Origin of the sequence: Bacillus cereus group sp. N24 (assembly GCF_016483345.1) — a bacterium.
GTDB lineage: Bacteria > Bacillota > Bacilli > Bacillales > Bacillaceae_G > Bacillus_A > Bacillus_A toyonensis.
Genome location: NZ_JAEHCA010000001.1, coordinates 46,506 through 70,088, shown reverse-complemented (window position 1 = coordinate 70,088; position 23,583 = coordinate 46,506). Strand labels below are relative to the sequence as shown.

Sequence of the window (23,583 nt, the reverse complement as noted above, 5' to 3'; positions counted from 1 at the left end):
GCTGATATTCAAGAATTTAGCAGTAGTGTTGAATATAGGAATAATCGATTTATATTTAAAAATTACAGTATGCAACATTGCATGAGAAAAGTGGTTGTTATTTTTACAACCTGTAACTATAATGATTACAGGTTGGTCTTAGCCAATCAAACAAATAAAATCATCATGAATGGAGAGGTTACATATGGGTATGAAAAAAATAATTTTAGCAGGTGCTTTAGGGATCGCAGCATTATCAGGAACGAATGTACCAGGATTAGAAGTAACGAAAGCGAGTGCGGCTTCTATTGAATCGAATTTCTCGACGTTAGAAGGACGAGTAGTAGAAGTGGATAATGGTGTGATTGTTGTGAAATCTAAGCAATATGAGGAGCCTGTTAGTGTGTATATGGATTCACTTTCAAATGTGAAAGTAGGAGACGAAGTAAAAGCGACTGGATCTATGATGCGTAATTTTACAGAATATATGGTTGCAACTGCAGTTGAAAATACAACAAACAAGTTAGGTATGCACATGAAAGAAGATGGCTCACCTGATTATGTAATTGGCGAAGTATCAAAAATAGGAACGATGGAAGATGAGGGAGACGGTTCTACTAAGTATGTCGTAGTTGAGTATCCATCACTAAATGGGAAGAAAGATAGTATTGACGTTTTCTTAACGAAGGGACAAGTATTTCATACAGGTGAGAAAGTAAAAATTGATATGAAATATGTAGGCTGGGGCGGAAGTTCTATTAACTGGAACACAACGGACAACATTGAAAAAGTTCATGAGGTAAAGAGCGACGTTGAAAATAATGATGATGTTTGGATTTGGTCTTAATTAGACGCTTGTAAATAACAAATGTATCATGCAGTACCCATCGAATCATCATATGTATGATAATTCGATGGGTACTTTTTTGTTTTATGTTTTTTTGAGAATACTGGATTTCCGATTAGAATATGATGTTAACACTGGAGCGAAGGTTAAAAATACAATATTGAAAGAGGTGTTTAAGGGTGGAGCGAGATGATGTTTATTTACGAGCTAAAAAAAGAATGGAGAATTTAAAAGCATTTTACATTCATTTAACGGTTTATATACTAGTGAACTTAATGCTTTTTATTATAAATATAAGTTCTGATTCAAGTAAATTATGGTTTTTATATCCACTTGCAGGTTGGGGGATTGGTATCGTTATACACGGATTGACGACTTTTCCATTTGGGATATTCGGAAAAGAGTGGGAAGAACGAAAGATTAAAGAATATATGGAGAAAGATAAGTAAATTTATTTCTGGAATTTATGAATATAAAATCTCATATAAATCTCTATGATTACACGCTTGGTGCGAAGTCTATTCTATAGCTTCGCCTATTTGCTTTGTATTTGAAGTTTGTGCGAGTGAGAGTGTTCATATACATTTTTAGGGTGAACTGCATGTGAAATCAAAACTTTATTTGTAGTACATAATAAATACAGTTATTTTACTTTTTAAATTACATGTGGATATAGGATAAAGTTGATTTATTACCCTATATTAAAATAAAAATAAACCACTGTTCGATTTGAATATTCCACGATATAATGGTGAGAGTTTATGACAGAATAAATATTTACATAAGAAGTGAGGTACTGTATGAAAAAAAGAACGACAGACATTATTTTTATTATTATTGGTGCATTTCTTTTTGCGTTAGGTGTCAATTTGTTTGTTATCCCGAACGAGTTTGGTGAGGGCGGGGTAACAGGTATCACGATTATTACGTACTATTTATTTGAGTGGTCACCAGGTTTAGTCAACTTAATTTTAAATGCGATTTTGTTAATAGCTGGTTATAAATTTTTAAACAAGATCACAACAATTTATACGATTATCGCTGTAGTTACGAACTCGCTATTTCTTCATTTAACAGAAGGTTGGACGATTGCTTCTGATGAAATGCTCGTAAATGCCATTTTCGGAGGAATATTTATTGGGTGCGGGATTGGCCTTATTATTCGCGTTGGCGGAACAACTGCAGGTACTACTATCTTAGCAAGGATGACGCATAAATATTTAGGATGGAGCATTAGCTATGGTTTACTGTTCTTCGATTTAATTGTTGCGTTTTCATCTTATTTCATCATTGGTGCAGAAAAACTGATGATAACAATTATTATGCTATATGTAGCAACGAAAGTGATGGAGTTTGTAATTGAAGGTTTAAATCCGAAGAAAGCCATTACGATTATTTCTGATAACCCGAATGAAATTGCCGGGAAGGTAACTACCTTAATGGGCAGAGGGGTTACTGTGTACTCAGGTCATGGCTATTACACGAAAACTCCGAAGGAAATTCTTTATGTTGTTATTAATAAGCAAGAAGTAGTGAAGCTAAAACGGATTGTTCAAACTACAGATCCGGCTGCGTTCATCGCTATACACGATGTTCGTGATGTGTTCGGAGAAGGATTTGTTGATATTTCTAAGGCTTAATAAGAGTTAGAAATTGGTTTTTGTTAAAATAATCTTAATACTAAAATAGAAGAATCTATTTCGAATAATCTTTTTTCGAAATAGATTCTTCTTTAATAGATCTATATTTACAATTAAACCTCATTCACTTTAAGTTCAATCTTTTACATTCTAAAGAAAAACTACCGATAGAACGCTCCAGTCTGTTCTTTAATTTTGAAATGTGAGAGTTGAATAACAATAGATTATATGTGCTTTCTTAATCTACTCCCCATGAGTTCCGCCATTTGTTTCGCATCTGGATTTCCTTCATCATGCAACTTATCAATAATATTAATATAATCCATTTCATTTCGATTTTGACTTAATTTATATGCAGCCTGAATATCTCCTACCTTAATTTTAAATCCAACTATGCCTTTCAGTTCATTTTCTAAGAGGGCAGGGGAAAGTTTATCCCATAATACTGGATTTTCACGATGCTCTTCATATTTTTTCAGCATTGTTGTTAATTCATCTATTAATTCTTCTTTATCTAAAATACTTGCTTTACCATATATATGGACGGCTTGATAATTCCATGTTGGAACTTCTTCATGTTCATACCAAGAAGAAGAGATGTAAGAGTGCGGCCCTTGAAACATGACAAGAACACCTTCACAGGTTTCAAATGTTCTCCACTGGGGGTTCCCATAAGCCATATGTCCAGTAATAAAATAATCATCACCATTTTTAGTTAACCCAAAAGGCAAATGAGTTGCAATTGGTTTCTCTTTTTTTGTTGTGACGATTGTTCCAAAAGAGTTTTTTTGAACAAAATCCCAAATCTCATCAACATTTGTGACCTTAAAATGCTTTGGAATATACATAATAACCTACCTTTCAAAAAAGTTATATGAGTGTTTTGATCATTATAAGATCAATTTGCTCCTCATCCCCCATATAAAAGGAGTGAGATCCAGCTTGTACAAACCCTAATTTCTTATAAAAAGCAATAGCATTTTCATTTTTCTCCCATACGCCTAGCCAGATATTCTTTTTATTATGTTTTATTGCAATTTCAAAAGCATAATTTAGTAAATATTTACCAAGACCATGTTTTTGAAATAAGCCCTTTATATAAATTCTCTCGACTTCAAGTGATTCATCGCCCATTTCTTCAGACTGAGCATTATCGGTATTGATCTTTAAATATCCAGAGATTTCATTGTTAAAGTAGACAAAAAAGAATTGAGAAGAGATATTGGATAATTCTTTTTCTAATTGTTTCAAGTTAAATGCCTTTTTCAAATAGTTATTCATATTTTCTGGTGAATTTTGATGTTTAAATGTCTCATTAAATGTTTCATAACTAATTTCATGAAGTTTGTGTATATCTTCAAGGGTGCATTTTTCTATATGTGTAGTCATTTAAATAGTTCTCTCCTTTATATAATCAATAATTTCTCTTATTTCCTTTTTTTACGAATTCCCAATCTTTTTCTATATTCTTTCTTACTCTTTGAAGGAGATTAGAAATAGTTGCCGCTTCTGTTTCGGAAAAGCCCTCTAATGCAACAGTATTGGAATAATCATTTTCTCTCTTAATAAAAGGATAGACATTTTCCCCTTTTTCTGTCGGGAAAAGTTTTTTGATTTTTTTGTTAGATGAATCTTCTTTCTTTTCAATAAATCCATTGATTTCAAGCTTTTTGATAGCACGGGCTGCTGTTGTACGATCTACTTTTATCATCTCAGATAGCTTTTCTTGAATGATTCCTGGGTTTTCACATATTCGCACAAGGTACAAATACTGACCTTTTGTAAGCTCATATTCTTTAAATTCTATATTGCTAATAGAATCTAATGCCCTTGCAATCATTCCAATTTCACGAAGAATTTCCTTCATAATGAACTCCTTATCGTTTGTTTTTATTGCAAATGCAACAATTTAAAGTTACATTAAATATAAAATACTTTTATTGTAAATGCAACAAAAATAAAGGGGAAGAGGTTGATTAAAATGAAGTATGTTTTTTATGTATTAGGAATTTTAATATTAACCCTTGGTATTTCTTTCACAATACAATCAGATATTGGAACTTCCCCTTTTGATGCGCTTTTAGTAGGATTTTCTTTAAATGTGGGGCTTACTGTGGGAAGTTGGGAAATAATAATAGCTTTATTATTGATATGTTGTAATTCGATTTTAAAAAGACAAAGACCAGAGGTACTAGGGTTGTTAACAGCATTCATAACAGGTATTGGTATTGATATGTGGCTATTTTTATTACGTAGTTTAATTACACCTGAAATATGGTATGGTAAAATGATTTATTTTGGAATTGGCTTAGTTATGACAGGATTTGGAACTGCGCTATATTTACAGACAAATTTTGCTCCCATTCCAATTGATCGATTAACCTTAATCATACAAGAATTAACTAGAACCAATATCTTTTTCTCACGAACCCTTATTTACCTTATATTCTTGATGATGGCAACGATTTTACATGGACCAATTGGTGTTGGAACTGTATTCACCGTTTGCTTAGGTGGGCTATTACTCAATTTCTTTATGTCACTTACTAAAAAAGTATTAGACCACGTATTAATACACCGTAGTACACCACAAAATTATAAGAAGAATAAAGCAGTTGACCAATCATAAGAAAAGTGAAATTCTTTTCTTTAAATTATTTATTCATTTGAATACCGACTGTTTCCGCAACGTTCTTCAATCGACCAAAACTTTATAAATTTTGTGACAGAAAAGAATTTCCGCCATTCTTATTCCAAAAAAACAGATAGCATTTCGTTTTTCTTTTTCTTGCAAAAAATCCAATTGTTTCTTAATGTAAGGATGTAGAAGGATGAACAAGAGAGGGTTTAATGAAGATGATACATATTTTATTAGCTGATGATGACAAGCATATTAGAGAGTTATTACATTACCATTTACAAAAAGAGGGGTTTAAAGTTTTTGAAGCGGAAGATGGAAAGGTAGCGCAAGACGTTTTAGAGAAGGAAAATATTCATTTAGCAATTGTAGACATTATGATGCCGTTTGTTGATGGCTATACGTTATGTGAAGAAATTCGGAAGTATCATGATATACCTGTTATTTTATTAACCGCAAAAGATCAATTAGTCGATAAAGAAAAAGGATTCATTTCTGGTACGGACGATTATATCGTAAAACCATTTGAACCAGCTGAAGTGATTTTCCGGATGAAAGCTTTATTGCGCCGTTATCAAATGTTGAGTGCTGACATTATTACACTCCATGGAACGACAATTGATCGTAAAGGTGTTGAAGTAAAGTGTAACGGGCAAACGATTTTGCTTCCGCTTAAGGAATTTGAGCTATTGTCACAACTTGCTAGTTATCCTGGAAGAACATTTTCAAGAGAAGAATTAATTGAGTTAGTATGGGGAATGGATTTTGAAGGGGACGAACGAACAGTTGATGTTCATGTAAAACGTCTTAGAGACCGTTTTTCAAAACGAACAGATGATTTTCAAATTACGACAGTGCGCGGACTCGGCTATAAGTTGGAGTTGAAATAAAATGAAATCACTATATTCTAGATTCGTTTTTATGACAGTAGGTATTATGCTTCTTAGTAGTATTATCGGTTTTTTATTAACGAATGTATATTATCAAGTGAAGCTAAAACCGTATAATAGTGAAAAGATTTTAAACTATGCTGAGGAAGTTAAATCGTTATATGAAAAGCAAAGTGAAGAAAATAAATATGATTATTTACAATCTATTGCGAAGTTAGGATATGAAATTTATATTGTAGACGACCAAATGAATGGAAAGCGTATCGGCAACGCGTTTCGTAAAATAACGATAAGTGATGATACGGTTCGTAAAGTGTTGCAGGGGGAAACGTTTAATGGTGTTTCCACATATCCAACGAGGCTCTTTATTACAGGATTCTTCGATAATGAATTAATTAATAGTGTCGGTGTACCGTTAAAACACGGTGATAAACAGTACGCCTTATTTATTCGTCCTGATATTCAGCAGCAATTTGGTGAAATGCGAATTTTCTTAGCGGTTTTACTTGGTTTTATCGTGTTATTAAGTATTATTTTTATTGCGATTGCAGCAGGATATATCGTTCGCCCAATTCGTAAATTTACGAAAGCTACGCAAAAAATTGCAAGTGGCGAATATGAAATTGAATTAGACGTAAAACGAAAAGATGAAATAGGAACGTTATCTACAAGCTTCCAAAAGATGACGAAAAGTATAAAAGAATTAGATGAAATGAGACAAGAATTCGTTTCGAACGTTTCGCATGAATTTCAATCGCCGCTTTCTTCCATACAAGGATTTTCGAAAACATTGCAAACAGAAAAGATGAGTGAAGAAGAAAGAAACCATTACTTACAAATTATCGAGGGCGAAAGTAAGCGAATGTCTAGTTTATGTAAACAGTTACTTACGCTAGCTTCTTTAGATAAAGAAGAAAAAGTATTACAAATAAAAGAATTCAATCTACAAAAGCAAATTAAAGACGTCATTTTTATGCTCGAATGGAAATGGCGTGAAAAAGATATTGCCGTTGAATTTGATGTACCAGACATTACAATACAAGGTGATGAAAATTTACTTCATCAAGTATGGAGTAATATTTTTACGAATAGCATTAAGTTTTCAAATGATGGTGGGACGGTTGAGTTTTTTGTCGAAGAGTTAGAGTCTAGCGTTATAATCTCTATATCCGATAACGGAATCGGTATGGAAAAAGAAGAAATGGATCGTATTTTTGATCGTTTCTATAAAGTAGATACGGCAAGGGCAAGAAATGTAGAAGGTAGTGGCTTAGGATTATCAATCGTGCAGAAAATTGTTGAACTGCATAAAGGGGCAGTTTCGGTGTATAGTACGAAAGGGGAAGGGACGACTGTTCGGGTTGAACTTCCGAAATAGATGGAAGAGGCTGTTTGCGAACGCCTCTTCTTTTTTGTCCGTTATTCTACATGTAAAGTGAAAAAATATGAGTAATCCTATTCTATAATTGGACTTGTTTGTGGAATAAGATTAGGAGGAAGTTTATTTGAAAATGTAGAATCTCTACAGAGTTATAAGGATTTTATTGAAACTTTAACTATTTAGGGAGGAAATTACTTTGAAACGAGTTGACGTGTTATTAAACGCACTAGATTCAACATTCGATAAAGAGAGTTGGTATGCACCGTTTAAACATGCTATAGAAGGACTTACAGCCGAACAGGCTATGTGGAAACCATCTGGAGAGGGAATGAAAACCATTTGGGAGAACGTTAATCATCTTATTTATTACAAAGAGAGACTTGCTGCAAACTTGGAAGGCCGTGAATGGACACATAATCTCGACGGTGATGAAACCTTTTATCTTACTAAGCAATCTAATGGTGATAAGGAATGGAAGGAGGTCGTTGAACGTTCTGAAAATGCTCAATGTAATTTAAGACAGGTATTAAGTGCAATTTCTGAAAAAGAACTTGAACAAAATTCACTTGAGGGTAAGTTACTGGATATTATGCTTCACGATGCTTATCATACTGGCCAAATTATTCAATTAAGGAAAATGCAGGGGGCATGGCCATCAAATCGTTAACTGAACGTATTAGTTATTCCATTAAAGGGCGCTATTGTTGAATGGAATTTAGATTTTTTAAATGAATTTATTGTTATATATTTATTTTAGTATCTTACATCCAAAAGTAAACAAGCATAACCCCGTCCTAAATTTAAAATAGGGTTATGCTTGTTTGAGCTTTTAAAATTAAATGATTTTATCTCTACACATTGGATTAGATACTATTTTCTTTATGCTATAAAGCAGTATCCTTCACCCGTTCTTCCTTAAACCGAACTCCAAAAGTATCCGCTGTAATTTCATCAGCTTTCGGCAAGGAACGTAATTTCGGATGAAGTAGCCATATGATAGAAATGAATAAAATTCCGATGCTAGCGAGCGCGAAAATGAGTTGACTACTAAATACAGTTGCGGTGTATCCGCCAATTAAAGAGCCGAGCGGCATAGCGATTGTGCCCATACTCCGTGTGACTGAATTGATGCGCCCAAGATATTGGTTTGGAATTACAATTTGACCAATTGTCGCAAATAATATATTGGTCGCACCAATTGGTATCCAAGCTAGGCCGAATAAGAAAATAGATAGCCATTGAAACGGTACGATCGTAGAAAGAAACCAAAAGATAGCGCCAGCCGCAAAGCTAATAATGGAGGCGCGGCCAACATTACGCTTACCAACCCATGAACTGAATAATGCTCCAATTAAACTGCCGGCGGATATAGCTGCTAAAAAGAAGCCATATAATTTCACACCACCTAAAGAATCAGCGAAAGAAGGAAGTATTGCCATCGTCATACCGATTGAAAAATTAGCGACAACTGAACCGATTAAGAAGACACCCATTAAGGAACGAAAGACGATTGAAAAACCTTCTTTTAAATCAGAGAAATATTGTTTAGTTGAAAGTGCTGTGTTTGTTTCGGATTGCTTTGGCATTTTTAATGAAAAGAACAAAAGGGCAGTAATCGCGAATGTTAAGGAGTCGACCACATATAAAGTAATGGCACCAAGTAGTGCTACTAATATCCCAGAAAGAGTCGTGCAAATTAAATCAATGCCTTGATACGCAAATGAGAAGAGAGAGTTTCCTTTTAATAATTGTGTTTTATGCAGGAGAAGTGGTAAAGCTTTTGATTGTGCGGGATAGGCGAATTGTTCGATAAAGGCTACGATGGGCATAATGATAAGTAGTAGTTGAACTGTTAATAGATCGAAGTAGTGTGTAATAGGAATGATTAATATAAGGATGGATTGCAGTACTTGTGTGATGACGAGGGTGTTTTTAATCGACCATCTATCAACGAATGGACCAGTAAGAAATTGAAGTGCAGAAGGCAATAATGTAAGGAAACCAGCTAATCCAGAATAAAAAGGATTACCACTTAATTTGTATACGAGCCACATCGCTGCTACATAATACAAGCTATCTCCTATGTTTGTAAAAATTCTCCCTAAAAATAATAAGAGGAAATTCCGGTTTTTTAATACGTCCATTTAATCTACTCCTTTATAATAAATTTATTCGGTAAAATAATTTTGACCGTTTATGTAAAAAAATCGTATTACGATTTTTCTTCTTTTTTCACAAAGCGCTGCATTGCTCGTTCGTCGATTTGTAGTGCAGTAGTAGAAATGTAGTAAGATTGACTAGTTGGATCTTTCTCCGCGTCTTTCGTGATCTCGTTTAATTCAGCCATCAATTTATAAAACTTTTTCACCCACACTTGAAATTGTTCCGGCGTAGCATCAAACTCCCAGCAAGATGAAACGTAATTCCACTCAGCTGGGTCTTCGCTTACATTTCGTAATGTAAAAGCTTCTTCTGGTGCAGCGAGAATATGGCTTTTCGTTCTTTCCGTCATTTGTAAAAAGATTTGGCGACCTGATTCGCTTAATATCTCTAAATGAGGTAATAGTTCTGCAGCAGGGGTAAAGCCTCTAGCGACAGATTGATAAAATTTTTGAATGATGCCATTCTTTTCTTCTGTATAAACAATTTCTATAAAACCATTTTTCTCTAATTCTTTTAAATGATAATGAATTTTCGCCCTTGAAATGCCGAATTTCTCAGATAGTAATTGTCCTGTATAAGGACGTTCACACAGACGCATCATCATTTCGACTCGTAGTGGATCGCTTATTGCTTTTAGTTGGCTATAAGTAGTGAGTGTGAACATGGGCTTCAATACAATCAACTCCTCGAATTAAATTACTCGGTCAATATTATTTGACTGAATTGTATCAAGGATTCTATTTATTTTCAATACATTCTGAAAATTTAATCTTCCCGCTGTAATCTTCTGTTCATATTCCGTTCATATTTCTTATTTATGATAAGTGCATAGAAAGAAAGAGGAAGGAGCGAGCATAATGTTTTTAGCTCTGCGTGAATTGAAACAATCAAAATTAAGATACGGATTAATCGGACTTATTATGGTGTTATTATCATTTTTAGTCCTTGTTATTTCAGGATTAGCAAATGGATTATCATATGATAATGCGTCATCGATTCAAAATATGGAGGCAAATAAGTTCGTTTTAGCAGATGATGCGGAAAATAAATTACTTCGTTCACAAATTAAGAAAGACGATGTAGATAACGTAGTAAATCAAGTAGGCGAGAAAGAAGCAGTTCCGTTTCGTGTAAAAGTTTCAACGTATGAAAAGAAGGATAGTTCGAAAAAGGTTGATGTCGCTATTTTTTCAAGTGAACGTGATACATTTTTAGAACCGAACATTGTAAAAGGTGAGAAATTAGGTACAGCGAATAATGAAATGGTTGCTGACGAATCAATTAAAGAAAAAGGAATCGATATTGGGGATACAATTATCGATCCTGTTTCAAAGAAAGAATTTACAATTGTTGGATTTACGAAAGACCAAATGTTTAGCCATACACCAGTTGTATATGTAAACGAAGATGTATGGGGCGCTATCTCGCAACCAAATCAAAAAGATTATAGTGCAATTGCACTCAATACAGATAAAGAGATTAAAAATGCTCATGTTATTGATAAAAAAGAAGTACTGCAAAGTATTCCAGGATTTAAAGAAGAGCAAGGAACATTAACGATGATCATTGCATTCTTACTTGTTATCGCTGCGTTATTAATCGGTGTATTCTTCTACGTCATTACGTTGCAAAAAACACAGCAATTAGGTGTATTAAAAGCAATCGGTACGAAAAACTCTTATTTAGCAAATAGCTTAGTCGTGCAGGCGTTATTCTTATCAGTCGTTGCGATGGTAATCAGTATTGTTCTTGTACAAGGATTAGAACAAATTTTACCAGCAGGTATGCCGTTCTTATTAACAACACCGATGATTGCACAATATGCAGCAATCTTTATCGTCATTAGTATTTTAGGAACACTTATTTCGTTATATCAAGTATTAAAAGTTGATGCATTAGAAGCGATTGGAGGCGGGATGTAATGACTTCATTATTAAAATTAGACAATGTAAGTAAAGTGTACGGAGAAGGGAATACGGAAGTAACAGCCCTTCATCCGATATCGCTTGATGTGAAAGCTGGAGAATTTATTGGAATCGTCGGTCCTTCTGGATCAGGGAAAAGTACGTTATTATCAATCGCGGGTGCTTTATTATCGCCGTCAAAAGGGGATATATACATTCGTGAACAAAATATTACGCAGTTATCCGAAAAGGAAATGACAGATATACGTTTGAAAAAGATCGGTTTCATTTTCCAGTTCGCAAACCTTGTTCCGTATTTAAATGTGAAAGAACAGTTACTTTATATTGCAAAGCTGAAAAAAGACAACAAACAAGAGTCTGAAAAGCGTGCGGATCACCTATTAGCGGCATTTGGATTAGGAGAAAGAAAAAATCATTATCCAAATCAACTATCTGGTGGAGAAAAACAAAGGGTGGCAATCGCTCGTGCGTTCATGAACAACCCAGATTTAATACTAGCAGATGAACCAACGGCAAGCCTAGACTCAAAACGTGCACGTGAAGTAGTTGAGATGATGAAACGTGAAGTGAAAGAGAGCCAAAAAGCAGCTATTATGATTACACATGATGAAAGAATGCTTGATGTATGTGATCGTATATTGACGCTTAGAGATGGACAGTTAATATAAAGAAAAAGGCCAACCGTACATGCGGTTGGCCTTTGTATAATTGTTTTTAATAAGTATAATGGCTTTATTTTGAGAATAACGTTTTAATTTTATTTCGTGTTACTAATAAAACGCCGCCTAATACAGATAACATACCTAAAGCCATATTATTTGATTGCTCACTACCAGCGTTAGGAAGTTCTCTAGCGTTATTGTTTTTAGTACTATTATCTGCTTGCGTTTGTTTCGATTGTGATATTTCATTAATTTTGTTATCAACATTTTGCTTCGTTGTATGTAACTCAGCTAATTTGTCGTCTATTTTTTTCTCAGTATGTTTAAAGTCATTGATTTTAATATCTAAGTCTTGTTTTTTCTTTGTTAAATCGTCTGAAACAGTTTGTTTCGCTTGTTTAATTTCGTTAATTTTATTTAGTAAGTCTTGTCTAGCCTTTTGTAATTCAGCTAGCTTATTTTTCACATCTTGTTTAGCTAGTTCTAAGTTAGCGGAAAGACTATCTAAATTGCCTTTAATTTTCTTAAGTTCCTCTAACGTATTCCCAGTATTCGGCTTGTTTTCTTTTAACTCAGCAAGTTTGTCCTCAGCAGTTTGTTTCGCTTTCTTTAACTCAGCTAATTTTTCATCTACTTGTTTTTTAACTTCCTTAAGTTCATTAACCTTTTGATCAATGTTCTCTTTATGTTGCTTAATTTCATTCACTTTTTCATCGACAGTTTGTTTATGTTCTTGAATCTCATTAACCTTGTTATCGATATTTTGCTTATGTTCTTTTACTTCAGCAACTTTATCATCTACTTGTTTCTTATGCTCTTTAATCTCATTGATTTTCTCATCGACGATTTGTTTGTCTTGTTGAAGTTTTGCATCTAACTCTTGTTTATGTTGTTTAATTTCGTTAATTTTTTCATCAGCAACTTGCTTACGTTCATGTAGTTCATTCACCTTAGTATCAACATTTTCCTTAACTTGGTTAAGTTCATTTAATGTTTGATCCACATTTTCTTTGTGCTGCTGTAATTTCGCATCTAACTCTTGTCTATGTTGCTTAATTTCAGCTAATCGATCTCCTGTATTTTGCTGTGGAGTAGTATCATTTACTTCCGCATGGGCCGAGTTTGTGCCTGCAATCATAGCTAAAGCTAGTGTAGACGCAGCGATTGTTTGTTTTGTTTTCATATTTTTGTACCTCTTTTCTTTCATATGCATGAGCTGTTTTGTGTAGAATTGAGCATATAGAAGTAGATTATTTTATTATTATATACCATGTTAGGCGCTCAGAGGAAGGATTTGCATAATAATCTATGATTATGTAATTTTTATAATCTCTTATTTTGGGATAGGGGACAAATCTTTAGCTAGATGAACAATTTCTTCTATAGTAGTGTTCACATCTTTACTATCGTGAATAACAAACAAGTAATCAGCCTCATTTTCTATAGGATCCACCACATCTTCATGTAGCGATTCAGCCTGTTGTCGATTGAGTACTTCTTTGAAATTAGAATAACCACCTCTAAAAATATTGGTACTTCGCGTGCTTCGAGCTACTCTTTCATAAAGTACATCATCTGGAATGTCAAAGTGAACGAGTATGCGTACATATTCATTTTGTGGAAATAATTCGTTTAATAAATATAACCTTCCGTTTTTACTGCGATTAGAGTTACAAATAATAAGGTGTAAACTTGTATGTTCTCTCGCATAATCAACAATGAATTTCGAAAGACCGTGCTTAAATGTATTAGGGCCTTCAGTTGGTTGTAATTTCTCATAATGTGTGTTAATAAATTCTGCTTGGTTATCTTGATCCATAACGAAAGAGGGGGGGAACTCTTTTTCTAATACTTTTGCAAATGTAGTTTTTCCGCTGTGGGTTTTTCCTACTGTAATGATAACTAATCTTTTCATAACGGCCTCCGTTGGTGTTGTTATAAACTGGAATATTCTATGCAAGAAGGAGTATTCCTGCTAGAAAATACACAAATTGCTAGAGAGAAGGTGAGCTAAAAACTTGACAAAAAAACTTATTTATGCTATAATTTACCAATATGAAAATAAAGTGTATAATAGGGTTCTCCTGGCCAGGGGGACCCTATTTTTGTTGTGAAAATGAAGGAGAGTGTATGTACGTGAAACAAGGTGAAGCAAGTGTAACGTCGTTAGTATCAGCTTTCAGCAGGGCATATCATAGTGAATTTGATAGTCCTAAAATCTTTGATGATTATGTAGCTAAAGATTTCATTTCACAAAAAGAACGTAACAATATTGAAACGAATATGGTTCAAGGGATACATTTTTTCAATAAAGATATTGCAGAGCAGTTTCAAGATAATCCGAAAGAAATATTAAAATGGATTACACAAGTTCAGTTATCACCAACACCTTTAGCACGTGCAGCATATTGTGAAAAGGTATTACTACATGAAATTACACTAGGAGCAAAACAATATGTCATACTCGGTGCAGGTTTGGACACGTTTAGCTTTAGGCACCGAGAATTAGAAAATAAAATAGAAATATTTGAAGTGGATCACCCTTCTACGCAAGCGTTTAAGAAAATAAGAGTGAAAGAGGCAGAATTTGAAATTCCAAATAACCTTCATTTTGTTTCCATGGATTTTACGAAAGGATTTTCCTATGAACAGTTACGCAATGAAGGATTTGAAAATAAAAAGACTTTCTTTAGCCTTTTAGGTGTTACGTACTATTTAACGAAAGAGGAACTTTCCAGTTTAATAGAATGTTTATTCGAGTTGGTTCCAGCAGGGAGTTCCATCGTTTTCGATTATCCTGATGAAAACTTATTTATAGAAAAAGGGTTGTCCAATCGAGTTGAAAACATGGTGAAAATGGCTGCGGTAGGCGGAGAACCGATGAAATCATGTTTTTCTTATACCGAAATGGAAGCACTGTTAGAGAAGGCGGGCTTACTCATTTATGAGCATTTATCGCCAGAAGACATAAATAAATTATATTTTGAAGGACGAAACGATTGTTTAGAAGCTTTTGAGACGGTACATTATGTGCATGCAGTGAAGAAGTAGAGAATTGGTGGGCATGGGGAGAGATCTCTATGTCTTTTTTGTATTAAATTTCCTGCCCTCGAATAAAGAACAGTAAAACCCCTAAGTATGTAGAACTTTGATTTTTATTACAATTTTGTAAGGTTAAGTAATAAAAATCGATAGAATAGGATATTAGAATGGGATATTCTAATCGATGGGTAGAATATTCTGAAAAAAAGGGGTGTAGCAAATGAAGAATAGACAAAAAGCATCGATAATATGCAAAAGTATTTTATGTTTAATGATTTGTATATTCATTATGAATGAAGCATGGTTTACAAATGTGGTGAGGGCAGAATCGGGCACGTTGACTGATAGGAGTATAGAGAATTTCAAAAAAAAGATGGATGAACAGGTACCAAAATGGCAGGAGAATTATGAGGTGCCAGGGGTTGCAATAGGTATCGTACACGAGGGGCGTATTGCTTATACACTTAACTACGGTTATGTAGACAAAAAGACAAAAAAAGCGGTGAATGATGATACATTGTTTCAAGCTGGTTCCATATCTAAAAACCTTACAGCGTGGGGAATCTTGCATCTTGTAGATGAAGGACGTTTATTACTAGATGATCCCGTTGGAAAATATCTGACCAAATGGAAATTACCTAATTCAGAGTTTAATAATAATGAAGTCACAATAAGAAGATTGTTAAGTCATACAGCAGGGCTGTCTGCACATAAAGGATACCTCGGGGTTGCACCAGGGAAACATCTTGACTCTATTGAGGAATCTCTGTCTGGAAAAGGATGGCTTAATGAACTAGTGGAGGTTACCAATAAACCAGGTTCAGAAACAATTTACTCTGGTGGCGGATATACAATTTTACAACTTGTAATTGAAGAGGTTACCGGAATACCGTTTGATCGTTATATGGAAGAACAAATTATGAAACCTTTAGGAATAAAATCTAGTTCATTCTTACAACGTCCTGAAAACCATAACCTTTCGAAAGCTTATGGATATTTTGGAGAGGAGCTCCCTAGTTACCAATTTACCGAACAGGCTGCTGCAGGTCTTAAGACAAATGTTACGGATATGATGACATTGATACTTGCAAGCATGGATGCAAATAATAAAGGGAATGGTGTCATCAAAAGTGAACATGTTGAAGAAATGCAAAAGCTAGTATTAGGGGAGAATGGTTTAGGTATATTTGAAAAAAAACTATCTAATCAATGGAAATTACTTTATCATTCTGGTGACAATCGAGGCTGGCATTCTTTTTATGGTTTCATTCCTAATACAAAGGATGGATTGGTAATCCTTACAAATGGTGAAGGTGGTATAGACTTACGACAGGATATTTACCACGCATGGATTGAATATGAAACGGGAAAATTACCTGAAAGTTACTTCTCTCTAGCTGAGCAGAGAAAAAACAACTCTATTACATCAATTGTTATTGGAGCCACACTTGGTTTATATTTGCTGCTATTTGTGATTAGATTGTACAAAGGTAGAAGAACTTTCATTTTTAAGCAAGAGAAGAGATCCTACATCGGATTAGTAGTTAGGACATTTTTACTTATTATTACTGCTATCCTCGTATTTTGTGCTGCCTATTTGTGGAGAGTTTTCAGCTTGAATTCCGGTAATACAATAAATTTTATTCTAATAATGGTATGGATTATAACATTATTAATTAGTGGATTTTTCCCGAAAATTAAAAGTAATAAAAAACAACGTATGAAACGAAAAGATTTAACATCAAAATTTACATGTATGTAATGTTAAAGGCTAGAAAGCTAGATTGGCGCGAATCTCGAATTGTGGAGTGCAATGAAAAGACAAAACCTCTTAAAAAACAATTAATTTTTCACTCCATTAGCCTTTACAATCTCGCCCTATAATATGAATTGGACAAGCACCTAAGAGAAAGCAGAATATGTCAGTTTGTACATTCTATTAGTAGGGGGAGAATTTGTATGAAAAAGACAGTTGCTTCGTTAGCAGTTATGGCAGCATTATTACCGACGTTTTCAGTGCATGCGGAAGGGAAAGAGCAAGTCCGAAAATCAGCTACAACTTTTAACGTTATTAGTGATATTCAAGGGGATTTAGGGGACTTTGATCACGTGTTAAAAGATATGAGCAAAGTGACGCCACTTTCTAGAGCGCTTATTATGAATGGGGATATAACGCCAACTGGACAGCAGTCACAATATGATGATGTGAAGCGTGTGTTAAACAAAAATAAACATCCGGAAAATGTATGGTCAACTGTTGGGAATCATGAGTTTTATGCTGGGAAATGGACAGCTGATGGGAAACTTTCTCAAAATACATGGCCAAATGGTGTAACTGAGGAAACGCTATTTAACCGTTATCTGAAGTTCAGTGGGCAAGAAAAGGTATATCATAAAAAAGAATTAGACGGTTATCCGCTTTTATTTTTAGGAACTGAAAAATATATGAAATACCACGATTCAAAAATGTGGGACGAAGTATATATGAGTGATGAGCAATTAGGTTGGCTTAAACAAAATTTAGAAGAGTATAGTCAAAAAGATAAAAATAAACCAATTTTCATTTTCTCTCATCACGTTTTACCTGATACGGTATCCGGATCGAAACAATCACCATATTTACAAGATTATTTAAACGTGGATAAATTGTACGATATATTAAAAGACTATCCGCAAGTTGTTTTCTTCACGAGTCATACGCATTGGGATTTAAACTTACCTGACTGGGCTGGTAAAAAGAAAATTAAAGGCGGAGATGAAAAAGGTTTCACTGTTGTAAATACGGGCGGGATTGAAACAGGCTGGATGTCAGCAGGACCAAATGGTGGAGAGAAAACTGCTCCTGATGGATATTCATTTAAACAAGGACTGCAAGTGAAAGCATACGGTAACGATGTTGTCGTAACGGCTTACGATTATAAACGTGATAAGGATATTAAGAAATTATTAGTTAGTGATTCAAAAGTTGCGCAAATGGCACCAAATGTAACAGCTGATGATAGTAAAAACGTAATTGTCGGTGCAACTGAATACATGGAGTACTCTATAGAAGGAACGAATGAGTGGTATACGTATAATAAAGCAAATCCTCAGAAATTTGATGGAGATAAAACTGTATACGTACGTCATAAAGGTGAAATGAATTTAGAGCCGGGATTAACGCATTTACTTCGTTTTTCGGTAAATAAGTGATTGGAGGGAGTCCACATTTGAATGTGTGGGCTCTTTTTTTGTTGATGAGAAATGGGTGCTTGTCTGTCGTTTTTTGTCGATAGATCGATATATTAAGAAAATCGTTGATATATTGCAAGTTACGATCGATATATTTGAAAAACCGTTGATATATTGTAAGTAATGAACGATATATTTAAAAAATCGTTGATATAAATTTCATGTACCGTAATTAAGTTAAAATCATTAATACGGTTTTACTTATCAAAATGAAATTCTAATACATTTTTAACCCAGAAAGGTGACTTCATCATTTTTACATGTAATAATAGTATCGTTACATATATTGTGAAAGAAGTACAAAAGGAGCGTTACAATGAATTTAGCTAAATTCCCGAGAAAAAAATATACAGAATCATATACACCAATTGAAAAGTTAAACAATTTTTCTGAAGTACTTGGTGGGCCGACTATTTATTTTAAACGAGATGATTTACTTGGTTTAACAGCTGGCGGTAATAAGACGAGAAAGTTAGAATTTCTAGTTGCGGATGCACAGGAAAAGGGTGCAGATACGTTAATTACAGCAGGTGGTATTCAGTCTAATCATTGCCGCCTGACACTGGCAGCTGCGGTAAAAGAGAAAATGAAATGTATCCTTGTATTAGAGGAAGGGCTTGAGCCAGAAGAGAAGCCAGACTTTAACGGAAACTATTTCTTATATCACTTATTAGGTGCTGAAAACGTAATTGTTGTACCAAACGGAGCAGATCTTATGGAAGAGATGCAGAAGGTGGCAAAAGAAGTAGGTGAAAAAGGTAGTACACCATATGTAATACCAGTTGGTGGATCAAACCCTACTGGCGCAATGGGATACGTTGCTTGTGCGCAAGAAATTATGGCGCAATCATTCGAGCAAGGAATTGATTTCAGTACAGTTGTTTGTGTAAGTGGTAGCGCGGGTATGCATGCTGGTTTAATTACTGGTTTTTCTGGAACGCAAAGCCAGATTCCTGTAATCGGAATTAACGTAAGTAGAGGAAAAGCTGAGCAAGAAGAGAAAGTTGCAAAACTTGTAGATGAAACTTCAGCTCACGTTGGTATCCCAAACTTTATTTCACGCGAAGCCGTTACATGCTTTGATGAATATGTAGGACCAGGATACGCTTTACCAACACCAGAAATGGTTGAAGCAGTACAGTTACTTGCGAAAACTGAAGGTATTTTACTTGATCCAGTGTATACAGGTAAAGCAGTAGCGGGACTAATTGACTTAATTAGAAAAGGTACATTTAATAAAGAAGATAACATTTTATTCGTACATTCAGGTGGCTCGCCAGCTTTATATGCGAACACATCTCTATTTGCGTAAGTGTAAAAAGCATTGGGTATCCAATGCTTTTTTTGTTATATAGCGGAATTGTTAGAAGGTGAGAAGTGGATTACATGGGTTCAAATGTAAAGTGATTCGGATATCGTTATAATCGATTGTTTAAAAAAATTATGAGATGGGCCTTAGTATGTATAAAGTTCGTTCTGTTTGCTACTGTTTTGTTTGATGTTCAGTATTTTATTACTAGATTAGCAAGGGATAAATTCAATAAATTTTAAAAAGTTATAGGTGTTAGTTTGATTAAAGTATTGCTACAAATATTGACCTTATAAATAGAAGAAACCCAAACATTTTAATCAAAATGTTTGGGTTTTAATTTTAGATTCTTTACATTTTTATAAAAAAGATTGATCGTTTTATGTGGCCTACTTAAATATTTTGTCATTTTCAAAAACAAGTTCATTTATATATTCATTCAAAAGCTTATTTACATGTATATAAAGGATTTAGTCAATAAAAAAGATTTTAAAATGTTATGTTGAGCAAAGGGAATTGTTAAAAAGAGAATATCTATTCGAAGAGTTTGGCAAAATACTGCAAGGATAAAGTATTCTTGTGCAGATATGCAAGCGATTTAAACGAATCAATGAAATTTATAATGAGGGAGCAAACAAATATATGAGTGAAACATTACATAAAAGAAAACCACCATATTTAATGCTTGTAATTCTTTTTATTGGGGCCTTTGTTTCATTTCTAAATAACTCGCTTTTAAATGTAGCTTTGCCATCAATAATGAAAGATTTAGATATTAAAGATTATTCAACAATCCAGTGGCTTTCTACAGGATATATGCTTGTTAGTGGTATATTAATTCCGGCATCAGCATTTTTAATAACCCGTTTCTCAAATAGGAGCTTATTTATTACATCCATGGTGATTTTTATTTTTGGTACTGCCCTAGCGGCTTTAGCGCCGAACTTTGGTTTGTTACTGACTGGCCGAATGGTTCAAGCAGCAGGTTCTTCAGTCATGGGGCCTTTGTTAATGAATATTATGCTAGTAAGCTTCCCAAGGGAAAAACGGGGAACAGCAATGGGGATTTTTGGATTAGTTATGATTACAGCTCCAGCAATAGGACCGACACTATCAGGTTATATTGTAGAGTATTATGACTGGCGTTTGCTTTTTGAAATGATTTTACCGTTAGCAATCATTAGCTTACTATTAGGGGTTTGGAAATCTGAAAATGTCATGAAACAAAACAAAAATGCAAAACTTGATTATCTCTCATTACTATTATCTTCTATCGGTTTTGGCGGTTTGTTATATGGATTCAGTTCTGCAAGCTCAGATGGTTGGACGGATACAGTTGTCGTAACAACTTTAATCATAGGCGCTATTGCCCTAATTGCTTTCATTATCCGTCAATTAAAAATGAATGAACCGTTATTGGATTTACGTGTTTACAAGTACCCAATGTTTGCACTTGCATCTGTAATTGCAATTGTCAACGCGGTGGCCATGTTTTCAGGTATGATTTTAACACCAGCTTATGTACAAAACGTCCGTGGTATTTCGCCGCTGAACTCTGGGCTGATGATGCTTCCGGGTGCGGTAATAATGGGGGTTATGTCACCAATTACAGGTAAACTATTTGATAAATATGGCCCTCGGATTCTTGGCATAGTAGGACTTTCCATTACAGCTGTTTCAACTTATATGTTGGCAAACCTGCAAATTGACTCTAGTCACACACATATTATTCTTATTTACACACTGCGGATGTTTGGGATGGCAATGGTGATGATGCCACTTATGACAAATGGTCTTAATCAATTGCCGACTCGCTTAAATCCGCACGGTACGGCTGTTAATAATACAGCTCAACAAGTGTCCGGTTCGATTGGTACTGCTATTCTTGTTACGATTATGAATTCTGTAACAACAACAAAAGCTGAAAGTCTAATGTCTGATGTCGATCCAACAACCTTCACAGAAGCTACGAAGGCAATAGTAACTCAGAAGGCTTTATTGTCAGGAATTCAATATTCATTCTATGTAGCGCTTGGCATGAATGTTGTTGCACTGCTATTAGTTTTTTTCGTTAAACGTGTAGATACAAGTGCGGAAGCTGTCGAGAGGTTAAATCGTTAGAGCAAAACAAAACTCTTGCTAATGATTCCTACAAGTTTTTTTGCTTATTAGTTCGAATATAAAGAAATATAAATTTCCGCTGCTAAGGCGCCGGTATTTAAAGCTGGAAAAGAACCAGTGAAATAATTACATATAGTAAAAAAGATCTGATATTCATATCAGATCTTTTCAGATTGAAGACAAACACATTGTTCAATTAAATAATGTGTTTGCTTTTTATCTATTTCTCTATCCTTCTCAAGCTTTTTATGCGGTGTTTTTTTATTTTCACTCAATATTTTCTACATGTAAACACTTAGTTTCACAGTAATAGCCTTTGCCGCCAACATAAACTTTTTCTATTTCATTCTTGCTATTGGTTGCTAATTTAACTAATATTTCGGAAGGCGAGTGTAAAGAATAACCTTGTTCAAATACATAGACTTCTTTTTGCAAGTAGTGCTGTTCATAAAGGTAGCAAGCTAATGCACCGTTTGAAGTTCCAGTCGCTGCTTCTTCATTGATATCGTATAGTGGAGCAAAGTTTCTGCATATAATTCGATTGTCATTAAAAGTATATAGATGCATCCCGACAACATTATAATACTTGCTGATTTCTTTAATTTTTTCAAAATTAGGTTGCATTGTATGTAATTGTGTTTCGCTTTTTATAGGAATTAAAATATCTTTTAAGCCCGTGGAGACAATTTGAATTGGGTATTTATTGTCTATATCTTTAATGTCAAAGCAGTCGATAAACTCATTTGGAGATATAACATCATAGAATATCGGTTCGTTTTGTTCCATGAATATGATGTCCTCTTTTATGGTAATAGTAAGAACACCGCTGTTCGTTTCAATCGTATAGCGATTCTTGAAAAGTTTATTTAAATGCATCAGTATCGTGAAAGAGCCAATTGTGGCATGCCCACATAAATCAACTTCTTCTTTTGGTGTAAAATACTCAATTTTATAATCAGCAATTTCAGATTCTGATATAAATGCGGTTTCCGCATAGCCCAGTTGTTTGGCTATTGCCATTTTTTGAGTAGTGGTCAATGTATTCTCCATAAATACCACTCCTGCTTTATTTCCGCCTTTATGATCCTTGCTAAATGCACTTGCAACATAAACGGATATTTTCATAAGACACCTTCTTTCCTCACTTATAGTAAATTGTAGCATGGAAAGCACTACGTATAAATATTGTTGGATAAATTTACCGTAAAGCAAGAGACAAACTATTTTTTAGCATCTGAACTCTCTGGAAATAGTTTCACTAGTCAAACATTACTTATCGTATTTGTTTGACTGGACATTAAAAACTATGGGCTTTCCAAATACTACAATCTTAAGCTCATCAACTTCTTTGTTTTGGGTATTCGCTTTTCTTAGCTTGACGGATATGTAGTGCAACTGTAGCTGTAAAATAAAGTGTGATCAAAATATGTGGGGAGTTTTTAGATTATCTTTTAACACCAACATTATAATGCTCCAATTATAATAATTCGCTTCATTGTAAGTTAGTATTTTTTTCTGCAAGTTATAAATCTAATGTCAACAAACAACTTAGATTACCAACCTTATAAGCAATATCATAATCATGAATAGTTAGGGAAAAGATAAAATAAGGTAATCAATTACATATCTTTATCCCAGGCGATTACTTGCTATCTTCTCTTTATTGAATGGGATATTTTATCCCGCTATTTGCCGGGCAGTAAGACCCCCACCTCAAAATTCAGCGGAAGCAAAGAAGTTAGGTGGGGGTCGGGC

At 34.3% G+C, this 23,583-nt stretch carries 22 protein-coding genes; 14 read left to right on the top strand and 8 right to left on the bottom strand.

Annotation, left to right across the window (positions count from 1 at the left end):
- The first annotated feature begins 184 nt into the window (after positions 1–184).
- The 3 genes from JDS95_RS00325 to JDS95_RS00315 all read left to right on the top strand — a co-directional run bounded on the left by JDS95_RS00325 (position 185) and on the right by JDS95_RS00315 (position 2,466).
- On the top strand, positions 185–826 hold the full coding sequence (locus JDS95_RS00325) for a F0F1 ATP synthase subunit alpha (RefSeq protein WP_000525500.1): 642 nt from the start codon (positions 185–187) through the stop codon (positions 824–826).
- 179 nt (positions 827–1,005) lie between these two features.
- Positions 1,006–1,275 (top strand): 2TM domain-containing protein, encoded by a 270-nt coding sequence (locus JDS95_RS00320; protein WP_000438987.1) that lies wholly within the window; start codon positions 1,006–1,008, stop codon positions 1,273–1,275.
- Between the two features lie 351 nt (positions 1,276–1,626).
- Complete coding sequence (locus JDS95_RS00315; protein ID WP_000747488.1) at positions 1,627–2,466, top strand: YitT family protein; 840 nt, start codon at positions 1,627–1,629, stop codon at positions 2,464–2,466.
- 224 nt (positions 2,467–2,690) lie between these two features.
- Here the strand turns inward: JDS95_RS00315 and JDS95_RS00310 are convergent, their stop codons facing one another.
- Genes JDS95_RS00310 through JDS95_RS00300 form a run of 3 tightly spaced genes read right to left on the bottom strand, consistent with a single transcriptional unit; the run spans position 2,691 to position 4,333 of the window.
- Entirely contained in the window at positions 2,691–3,314 is a 624-nt protein-coding gene (locus tag JDS95_RS00310) for an FMN-binding negative transcriptional regulator (protein WP_199690129.1), read from the bottom strand.
- Positions 3,315–3,336: 22 nt separating this feature from the next.
- The gene (paiA, locus tag JDS95_RS00305; RefSeq protein ID WP_139823499.1) at positions 3,337–3,855 is read right to left on the bottom strand and encodes a spermidine/spermine N(1)-acetyltransferase; all 519 of its coding nucleotides are present in this window, start codon (positions 3,853–3,855) and stop codon (positions 3,337–3,339) included.
- 25 nt (positions 3,856–3,880) lie between these two features.
- A complete protein-coding gene (locus JDS95_RS00300) occupies positions 3,881–4,333 on the bottom strand; it encodes a MarR family winged helix-turn-helix transcriptional regulator (protein ID WP_000658989.1) in 453 nt (150 codons plus the stop codon).
- Positions 4,334–4,447: 114 nt separating this feature from the next.
- Between JDS95_RS00300 and JDS95_RS00295 the strand changes: the two genes are divergently transcribed.
- From JDS95_RS00295 to JDS95_RS00280, 4 genes are all read left to right on the top strand, one after another.
- Positions 4,448–5,095, top strand: a complete 648-nt coding sequence (locus JDS95_RS00295; protein ID WP_002044068.1) for a YczE/YyaS/YitT family protein — start codon at positions 4,448–4,450, stop codon at positions 5,093–5,095.
- Positions 5,096–5,316: 221 nt separating this feature from the next.
- Positions 5,317–5,994 carry a response regulator transcription factor gene (locus JDS95_RS00290; protein WP_000781961.1) on the top strand — a complete coding sequence of 226 codons (678 nt, stop codon included), beginning with the start codon at positions 5,317–5,319 and terminating at the stop codon, positions 5,992–5,994.
- A 1-nt stretch (position 5,995) separates the two neighbouring features.
- Complete coding sequence (locus JDS95_RS00285) at positions 5,996–7,372, top strand: sensor histidine kinase (RefSeq protein WP_000839535.1); 1,377 nt, start codon at positions 5,996–5,998, stop codon at positions 7,370–7,372.
- A 199-nt stretch (positions 7,373–7,571) separates the two neighbouring features.
- Positions 7,572–8,042 (top strand): DinB family protein, encoded by a 471-nt coding sequence (locus tag JDS95_RS00280; protein WP_000831965.1) that lies wholly within the window; start codon positions 7,572–7,574, stop codon positions 8,040–8,042.
- A 217-nt stretch (positions 8,043–8,259) separates the two neighbouring features.
- Here the strand turns inward: JDS95_RS00280 and JDS95_RS00275 are convergent, their stop codons facing one another.
- Positions 8,260–9,519: an MFS transporter gene (locus JDS95_RS00275; protein ID WP_000382819.1), complete on the bottom strand. Its 1,260-nt coding sequence runs from the start codon at positions 9,517–9,519 to the stop codon at positions 8,260–8,262.
- 68 nt (positions 9,520–9,587) lie between these two features.
- Positions 9,588–10,211 carry an ArsR/SmtB family transcription factor gene (locus tag JDS95_RS00270; RefSeq protein WP_033660657.1) on the bottom strand — a complete coding sequence of 208 codons (624 nt, stop codon included), beginning with the start codon at positions 10,209–10,211 and terminating at the stop codon, positions 9,588–9,590.
- Positions 10,212–10,395: 184 nt separating this feature from the next.
- On the opposite strand from JDS95_RS00270, the gene JDS95_RS00265 reads away from it, so the two are divergent.
- A complete protein-coding gene (locus tag JDS95_RS00265) occupies positions 10,396–11,460 on the top strand; it encodes an ABC transporter permease (RefSeq protein ID WP_000477766.1) in 1,065 nt (354 codons plus the stop codon).
- A complete protein-coding gene (locus tag JDS95_RS00260; protein WP_000202616.1) occupies positions 11,460–12,131 on the top strand; it encodes an ABC transporter ATP-binding protein in 672 nt (223 codons plus the stop codon). Before JDS95_RS00265 ends, JDS95_RS00260 begins: the two co-directional genes overlap by 1 nt.
- A 64-nt stretch (positions 12,132–12,195) precedes the next feature.
- Here JDS95_RS00260 and JDS95_RS00255 read toward each other — a convergent pair whose 3' ends face one another.
- Positions 12,196–13,308: an LPXTG cell wall anchor domain-containing protein gene (locus JDS95_RS00255; RefSeq protein WP_199690128.1), complete on the bottom strand. Its 1,113-nt coding sequence runs from the start codon at positions 13,306–13,308 to the stop codon at positions 12,196–12,198.
- Between the two features lie 150 nt (positions 13,309–13,458).
- Complete coding sequence (locus JDS95_RS00250) at positions 13,459–14,040, bottom strand: AAA family ATPase (protein WP_144467603.1); 582 nt, start codon at positions 14,038–14,040, stop codon at positions 13,459–13,461.
- Between the two features lie 215 nt (positions 14,041–14,255).
- Here JDS95_RS00250 and JDS95_RS00245 point away from each other — a divergent pair, with 215 nt between their 5' ends.
- From JDS95_RS00245 to JDS95_RS00225, 5 genes are all read left to right on the top strand, one after another.
- Positions 14,256–15,176 (top strand): class I SAM-dependent methyltransferase, encoded by a 921-nt coding sequence (locus JDS95_RS00245; RefSeq protein WP_199690127.1) that lies wholly within the window; start codon positions 14,256–14,258, stop codon positions 15,174–15,176.
- Between the two features lie 211 nt (positions 15,177–15,387).
- Positions 15,388–16,929, top strand: a complete 1,542-nt coding sequence (locus JDS95_RS00240) for a serine hydrolase domain-containing protein (RefSeq protein WP_199690126.1) — start codon at positions 15,388–15,390, stop codon at positions 16,927–16,929.
- A 197-nt stretch (positions 16,930–17,126) separates the two neighbouring features.
- Complete coding sequence (locus tag JDS95_RS00235) at positions 17,127–18,359, top strand: DUF4073 domain-containing protein (RefSeq protein WP_199690124.1); 1,233 nt, start codon at positions 17,127–17,129, stop codon at positions 18,357–18,359.
- Between the two features lie 355 nt (positions 18,360–18,714).
- Positions 18,715–19,710 (top strand): D-cysteate sulfo-lyase, encoded by a 996-nt coding sequence (gene cuyA / locus JDS95_RS00230; protein ID WP_001046629.1) that lies wholly within the window; start codon positions 18,715–18,717, stop codon positions 19,708–19,710.
- 639 nt (positions 19,711–20,349) lie between these two features.
- Positions 20,350–21,828, top strand: a complete 1,479-nt coding sequence (locus JDS95_RS00225) for a DHA2 family efflux MFS transporter permease subunit (protein ID WP_000005095.1) — start codon at positions 20,350–20,352, stop codon at positions 21,826–21,828.
- Positions 21,829–22,095: 267 nt separating this feature from the next.
- Here JDS95_RS00225 and JDS95_RS00220 read toward each other — a convergent pair whose 3' ends face one another.
- Complete coding sequence (locus JDS95_RS00220) at positions 22,096–22,953, bottom strand: PhzF family phenazine biosynthesis protein (RefSeq protein ID WP_000704336.1); 858 nt, start codon at positions 22,951–22,953, stop codon at positions 22,096–22,098.
- Between the last annotated feature and the right edge of the window lie 630 nt (positions 22,954–23,583).

Bases quoted from the DNA above. Each gene is read 5' to 3' on its own strand.
- JDS95_RS00285 (WP_000839535.1), top strand. From the start codon at position 5,996: ATGAAATCACTATATTCTAGATTCGTTTTTATGACAGTAGGTATTATG.
- JDS95_RS00295 (WP_002044068.1), top strand. From the start codon at position 4,448: ATGAAGTATGTTTTTTATGTATTAGGAATTTTAATATTAACCCTTGGT.
- JDS95_RS00250 (WP_144467603.1), bottom strand. From the start codon at position 14,040: ATGAAAAGATTAGTTATCATTACAGTAGGAAAAACCCACAGCGGAAAA.
- paiA (WP_139823499.1), bottom strand. From the start codon at position 3,855: ATGACTACACATATAGAAAAATGCACCCTTGAAGATATACACAAACTT.
- cuyA (WP_001046629.1), top strand. From the start codon at position 18,715: ATGAATTTAGCTAAATTCCCGAGAAAAAAATATACAGAATCATATACA.
- JDS95_RS00275 (WP_000382819.1), bottom strand. From the start codon at position 9,519: ATGGACGTATTAAAAAACCGGAATTTCCTCTTATTATTTTTAGGGAGA.
- JDS95_RS00235 (WP_199690124.1), top strand. From the start codon at position 17,127: ATGAAAAAGACAGTTGCTTCGTTAGCAGTTATGGCAGCATTATTACCG.
- JDS95_RS00220 (WP_000704336.1), bottom strand. From the start codon at position 22,953: ATGAAAATATCCGTTTATGTTGCAAGTGCATTTAGCAAGGATCATAAA.
- JDS95_RS00225 (WP_000005095.1), top strand. From the start codon at position 20,350: ATGAGTGAAACATTACATAAAAGAAAACCACCATATTTAATGCTTGTA.
- JDS95_RS00315 (WP_000747488.1), top strand. From the start codon at position 1,627: ATGAAAAAAAGAACGACAGACATTATTTTTATTATTATTGGTGCATTT.
- JDS95_RS00245 (WP_199690127.1), top strand. From the start codon at position 14,256: ATGTACGTGAAACAAGGTGAAGCAAGTGTAACGTCGTTAGTATCAGCT.
- JDS95_RS00325 (WP_000525500.1), top strand. From the start codon at position 185: ATGGGTATGAAAAAAATAATTTTAGCAGGTGCTTTAGGGATCGCAGCA.
- JDS95_RS00290 (WP_000781961.1), top strand. From the start codon at position 5,317: ATGAAGATGATACATATTTTATTAGCTGATGATGACAAGCATATTAGA.
- JDS95_RS00310 (WP_199690129.1), bottom strand. From the start codon at position 3,314: ATGTATATTCCAAAGCATTTTAAGGTCACAAATGTTGATGAGATTTGG.
- JDS95_RS00260 (WP_000202616.1), top strand. From the start codon at position 11,460: ATGACTTCATTATTAAAATTAGACAATGTAAGTAAAGTGTACGGAGAA.
- JDS95_RS00255 (WP_199690128.1), bottom strand. From the start codon at position 13,308: ATGAAAACAAAACAAACAATCGCTGCGTCTACACTAGCTTTAGCTATG.
- JDS95_RS00240 (WP_199690126.1), top strand. From the start codon at position 15,388: ATGAAGAATAGACAAAAAGCATCGATAATATGCAAAAGTATTTTATGT.
- JDS95_RS00265 (WP_000477766.1), top strand. From the start codon at position 10,396: ATGTTTTTAGCTCTGCGTGAATTGAAACAATCAAAATTAAGATACGGA.
- JDS95_RS00300 (WP_000658989.1), bottom strand. From the start codon at position 4,333: ATGAAGGAAATTCTTCGTGAAATTGGAATGATTGCAAGGGCATTAGAT.